This window comes from Candidatus Polarisedimenticolia bacterium (assembly GCA_036001465.1).
Taxonomy (GTDB): Bacteria; Acidobacteriota; Polarisedimenticolia; order Gp22-AA2; family Gp22-AA2; genus Gp22-AA3.
Genome location: DASYUH010000024.1, coordinates 1 through 5,342, shown reverse-complemented (window position 1 = coordinate 5,342; position 5,342 = coordinate 1). Strand labels below are relative to the sequence as shown.

Sequence of the window (5,342 nt, the reverse complement as noted above, 5' to 3'; positions counted from 1 at the left end):
GCGGTGTCCTTCCGCGCGCTGGCCGTCCGCTTCGGTGACGGCATGCCGGCGACGTCCATCGTCCGCGTGCCCGGCATCCCGGTCCCCGGCTGCGGGCTGGTGGCGGACATGTGGGGGGTTGTGGGGTAGCGAGAAAACTGGGAGGCGGGCGGCGGGCCCAGCGGCCGAGCACCGTCAGCGGTCGGTCACGAAGAGCCCGGAGGCGGGCGGGATCAGTCGATCGTCTGAAACTCGACCCTGCGGGCGTCGGTCACCCGCCGGGACGCATCAAGGATCTCCAGAGACACCAGGTTCCCGGCCTCGTCGTAATCGAGGATGACCCCCGGCTTGTCCTCATCGCTCTCGGCGACGGCCACACCCTCCCGCAAAATCACAGTGAGCGTGTCGGTTCTCGGGTCGTAGGCCACCTTCATCTACCGCCTCCAGTACTTCGCGATCTTGGTCGTCCGATAGACGGTGACGACTTCCGCCGGCCTTCTGTCGACATCAACCACGATCCGGACAAGATACGTCCGCGCCGGCCTCCCCAGGCCAAGCCGTGACTGGAAGATGACGCGTCCTTCGCACCTCGACCTCCTGCTCCGGATGCGCAAGAACCCTGCGGATGATCTCCGCGTCGAGCCCGCGCCGCGCCATCTCGAAAGCCGCATGCGGTCCAATGACATAATCCGTCGGCGGCTTGGGCTTAACAAGCCCGATCTCTACCAACGCGCGCCATCACCAAACAATGCCGCCTTTGGGATACGGTGGGGCAGCTCTACGAAGCCTGCCTCGAGTCACAGCCCTACGGGGCAGTCGCGCGAAAAACCTGATCCGCGACGGCCTGACCGAGCGCAGCGAGCCACACGAGCGCGGCGTCCCCGACGAGGGACTCGGTGAGGCTGCTGCAATGTCTGCGGTCATGGGGTAGCGTACCTGCAGCAGGCCCCAGCCGGGTTGTAAGTCCTCGCCGCAGCGCCAATACCACGCCCTTTCCCCCGCCTGCCCCCTGGTGACGAGCTTGTGACGGGCCCCCTGGTATCACGGGGGGCATGACACGCCCCGAGAGCGCGCAGCAGAGGAGCCGGGGGCATACGACCCCAGGAGGGCACGACATGGAATCGACCAGGGCCCGAGCCGGGAGTCTTCCCAGCACCGTCTGCCTGCTGCTGGCGATCGCGCTCGCCGTCAACGGCTGCGCCGTCGCCGTACTGGTGAGGGATCGTCTTGGAGTAGGCAAGGGTGTCGAGCAGGGCGAGTTGGCCCGGCTGCGGGACCAGCCGGAGGTCCTCGCGATCCACTACGCGGCGCCCCCGTTTCTCGTGCGGAGGACGGCCCTGAAAAGGCGGACAGGACTCGCCGGTCTGGAGGCAGGCGGTCCCGCCGCCCTGCTGCTCCTGCCGGTCATCGTGCCGATCGTGATCAGGATCAACGCCGGCGTGGCGGCCGCCAATGAGGCCCAGGAGGCGGGGGAGCGGGCGGAGGGCGCCGAGCTGACGCACGAGGTCGGCCTCGGGGATCCGGTCGTCCTCCTGAAGGAGCGCCTGGCGTCGCGGCTGGCCGGAGAGATCAGCCGCATCCGGCCGGTGGTCGAGGCCATGCACAGCGACGACCTCAAGAGCTTGAAGCAGGCGTTCGGCTCCGCCACCATCCTCGACGTCAAGACCACGGGCTGGGGCCTCCACTACCACATGGAGGACACGAAGACCTTCTTCGCGCTCTACCGGGTGCGCGCGCGGCTCATTCGCCTCGACCAGGACAAGGTCGTGTGGCAAGCCGAGCTCACGTGCGCCGCGGGCGGCGACCGCCAGTTCGGGCTGCCGACCCTGGAGGAGCTGAGGGCCAACGGCGGCGCGTTGCTGAAGACCGCGATCGCCCAGGCCGCCGAAGTCTGCGCCGAGCCGCTGCTGACCCGCTTCCGGGGCGAGGAGCCGACCCGACCCCCCTTCAGCCCCGGGGAGTCCGCGGACCTCACGCTGGAGCGAAGCACCCCTCGCCGAGGCCGAGGCACGGCTCTTCGGCCCCTCCGGCCTGGTTGCGGGCTCCCGGAAGTTCGACGCGAAGTTCAAGGGCGTCGCCCTCACGGCCCAGGACCTCCCGCGGCTTCGGACGCTGCTGCAGGAGGCGACCGCCTCGCCGGCGGGGTCCGAGGTTCAGGTCCGAGGAACCATGGACGGCGCCCGATTCAAGGCCACGATGGACAAGGGCAGGTCGGGTCGCGTCGCGTCGAGTTCGAGTTCGAGGGCCTCGCCTTCGCCGGCCAGGCGCAGGCCTCGGCGTTCCTCGAGCCGTTCCTGGGGCGCGGCGTGCGGCAGGTGAAGCTCGCGGGCGTCGCGGGAGGCCGGCCGGTCAAGCTCAAGCTGACGCCGGCGCCAGGCTCGACCCTCTCGTCACCGCCGCTGTCCGATGCTGGGCCGTCCAATGCCGGGAAGGAAGCGGACCAAGGGGCCGGAGGCCAGACCCCGAGCGCGGTGGAGCTGCCGCCGAGCCCGGCGCCGGAGGTCGCCGCCATCACTCCCCCCGCCCCGGTCGCCCGCGTCCCCCTCCCGCCTGGCTTCCCGGCCAGTGGCGGTCCACCGGCGGCGCCGTCCACCTCACCATCTCCGGAGACCTGGGCTGGGAGTTCACATCGACCGGAGGCGGCACCTGGCACGCGTCCGGGACCACCTATTTCGAAAGCCGCGACACCGTCGTCCTGCGGGGCTGGGTGACCGGCACGGATTCCTACGGCCGTCCCTCGCCCAGGCCCAGCCCCATTTCGATCGCCGTGCGCAGGGACGACGACCAGTTGACCGGCGAGATCCAGGGGTCGCAGGTCTGGCCCGTGGTGTTCCGGCGGTCGTCTTCGGGGGGTCGTTGATCATCGAGTTCGGTTGACAAATCGTTGAAGGAGGGGCGCTTATGAATCAACTTCAGATTCAAGGACAGCGGCGCCCGATGATCCTAGTCCTCATCGCCACTCTGGGCCACGAGTCGAAGGCAAGCCTCCTGAACCGTGAGGATCGTACTGTCCGACCACTTTCCCCTGAGGCGCAAGAACACATCCTGAAGTCGCGCACCCTTTTCGCGGAAGAACCTTGGCGTTAGATGTTTTCCGGGCGCGATGTCGAATACCCGGATGTGTTTGACCTCACCTGTCCACTCCTTCGGTGGTTCCTCGAGAACGAGAAGCAAGGCGAAGGGCGACCAGATCTTTTGAACTGCCTCTAAGTCCTCGCTGAGATTCTCATGCAGGTAGCGGCGGAACTTGACCTCTACGAGCCATGACTCCTCTGCATCAGGGTCCAACACGAAGAAGTCCGGAGTGGTTCGCAGCTGAACGGGAGCAAGTGCCAAATAGCGATCAATACCGAGGGTTCGCAGTTCTCGCAAGCTCCGTTCAATGCCGGTTGGGATAACTTGGTAGCCTGCGTCGATGAGCAGGACTTCGATAGCCGCAGCAGCGAGTTGACCACGTAGGCTGTTGTCGAGGTCCACCACTCTTCCCTACTCCAGAATAGGAAGTCTGAGCCTTAACTACCAAGAAGTGTTGAAGACCGGGCCCCGGGACCCTAACTGTGCGACATCAAAGCAGTGTTCTCAGGTGCCGCCACCCATCCATGCCAGCCAGGGTCGACAGCGGAGGTCATGCATCGGGCGGCTTTCTACCGTGACCGTCCCTTCACGCGTCGGTCTCAGCCTCCGGACGACGAGGATCGAGCCATTCGAGGCCGGACGCCCGTCGGCGACCTCGTCTTCGTCGCCGGCCAGATGGCGACGGACTTTCGCACCGGCGTCGCGCCCGAGGCGCAGGTCAACCCGACAACTGGTAGCGTACTCGGATCTTCCGGCACTCGACCAGCGCCCAGTTTTCTTCATCGTGTCGAGGAGCTTGAGGGCAGCAGAGGCTGAAGGGCAGGGTGAGTTGATTAGGGAATACCTGCCATAGCGGTCCAGTCCAGGGCTAGGCGTCCGCCGTCCAGGGATTCGAACCGCGTTCCTGTTGCGGTCACATTTTTCGCCAGTCCGCGCCAAGGGCCGCTGACGGCGATGCCCTCGGTGGGCTAGAATCCAGCCTTGTCCGCGACGCGAGGTTCCATGAAGGCTTGGGTGGCGATCACCGACCGGGACTGGTTTCGGTACCTGCGCGAGCGGCCCAGGCTTGACGAGGCGAACTTCTGGCAGCCGGGTGGCGCCCGCGAGTTTCGTACGCTGTCCGTCGGGCAGCCCCTACTCCTAAAACTCCACTACCCAGACCACTTCATAGTGGGCGGGGGCTTCTTCCGGCACGCCACTCGCCTTCCCGCGTCGCTCGCCTGGGAAGCCTTCGGGGACAAGAATGGCGCCGCCTCGTTCGAGGAGATGCGCCGCCGGATCGAACGATACCGCCGTGTTCCGGCGGATCCTCGGATCGATTACACGATCGGTTGCATCCTGCTCCAGGAGCCGTTCTTCTTCGAGGACAGCGAGTGGATCCCCGCCCCACTTGATTTTCACAGGAACATCGTCCAAGGCAAGACCTACGATCTCACCGACGGTATCGGTAAGGCCCTCTGGGATCAAGTCCTCGTCCGGCTCCGGCATCAAGGGCGTGCGGATGGCGAGCTTGGATCCATCGAGCAGCCGATGTTCCGCGAGGGCGTTTCGGTGCGACAGCGGCTTGGTCAAGGGTGCTTCCGCGTCCTCATCGCCGATATCTACCAGCGCCGTTGCGCAGTAACCGGCGAGAAAGCTTTGCCGGTCCTTCAGGCTGCCCACATTCGCCCCGTGACGGCCGGAGGGACGCACCAGATCGATAACGGGCTTCTTCTCCGCTCAGACGTCCATACGCTCTTCGACCGAGGCTACGTGACCGTGACGCGGGATTACAAGCTTCGCGTCAGTCGCCGTCTCAGGGACGATTTCGACAACGGCGAAAACTACTTCCGTTTGAACAAGGCGTCGCTGTGGATGCCGCCCGATCCCGCTGATCGCCCCAGCACCGAGCTACTCGAGTGGCACGCAGACACCGTCTTCAAGGGCTGAGTCACGCGCAACGCAGGTCTCGGGCGTTGAATGGGTGACCCAACGGGATTCGAACCCGTGTTTGAGTTGTGGTCGCGTAGCCCTCCCTTCAGCACGTCCGCCCACCGCCTTGCCTCTTCCGCACGCCTAAGCTACCTTGTCCAGGCCGGAGCGCCGGCCGGACGCGCCGCAGCCATCCGCGCACGCGCACCCATGACGGCAAGGAGGCAGGCATGAAGCGACGGGACTTCCTCAAGCACGGGACGGGGGCGGTGGCGGCGGCGGGGGCGCTCGGGGTGCCGGCCCTCCTCAGGGCGCAGGACGTCATCAAGGTCGGCCACATGACCCCGCGCACCGGCTTCCTGGGCCAGCTCGGCGCC

At 66.3% G+C, this 5,342-nt stretch carries 6 protein-coding genes; 3 read left to right on the top strand and 3 right to left on the bottom strand.

The genetic code is table 11. The features are described 5' to 3' along the window. Positions 1 to 212: 212 nt before the first annotated feature. The gene (locus VGV60_05265; GenBank protein HEV8700663.1) at positions 213 to 413 is read right to left on the bottom strand and encodes a DUF2283 domain-containing protein; all 201 of its coding nucleotides are present in this window, start codon (positions 411 to 413) and stop codon (positions 213 to 215) included. 681 nt (positions 414 to 1,094) lie between these two features. Between VGV60_05265 and VGV60_05260 the strand changes: the two genes are divergently transcribed. Beyond that, on the top strand, positions 1,095 to 2,690 hold the full coding sequence (locus VGV60_05260) for a hypothetical protein (protein HEV8700662.1): 1,596 nt from the start codon (positions 1,095 to 1,097) through the stop codon (positions 2,688 to 2,690). Positions 2,691 to 2,703: 13 nt separating this feature from the next. On the opposite strand, the gene VGV60_05255 is transcribed toward VGV60_05260, so the two are convergent. Both VGV60_05255 and VGV60_05250 read right to left on the bottom strand, forming a co-directional pair. Beyond that, positions 2,704 to 2,889, bottom strand: coding sequence for a hypothetical protein (locus tag VGV60_05255; GenBank protein HEV8700661.1), 186 nt, complete (start codon positions 2,887 to 2,889; stop codon positions 2,704 to 2,706). Between the two features lie 33 nt (positions 2,890 to 2,922). Then, complete coding sequence (locus VGV60_05250; protein ID HEV8700660.1) at positions 2,923 to 3,456, bottom strand: hypothetical protein; 534 nt, start codon at positions 3,454 to 3,456, stop codon at positions 2,923 to 2,925. 600 nt (positions 3,457 to 4,056) lie between these two features. Between VGV60_05250 and VGV60_05245 the strand changes: the two genes are divergently transcribed. Further along, positions 4,057 to 4,983: an HNH endonuclease signature motif containing protein gene (locus VGV60_05245; GenBank protein ID HEV8700659.1), complete on the top strand. Its 927-nt coding sequence runs from the start codon at positions 4,057 to 4,059 to the stop codon at positions 4,981 to 4,983. A 212-nt stretch (positions 4,984 to 5,195) separates the two neighbouring features. After that, on the top strand, positions 5,196 to 5,342 hold a 147-nt coding region (locus VGV60_05240), incomplete at its 3' end, for a twin-arginine translocation signal domain-containing protein (GenBank protein ID HEV8700658.1).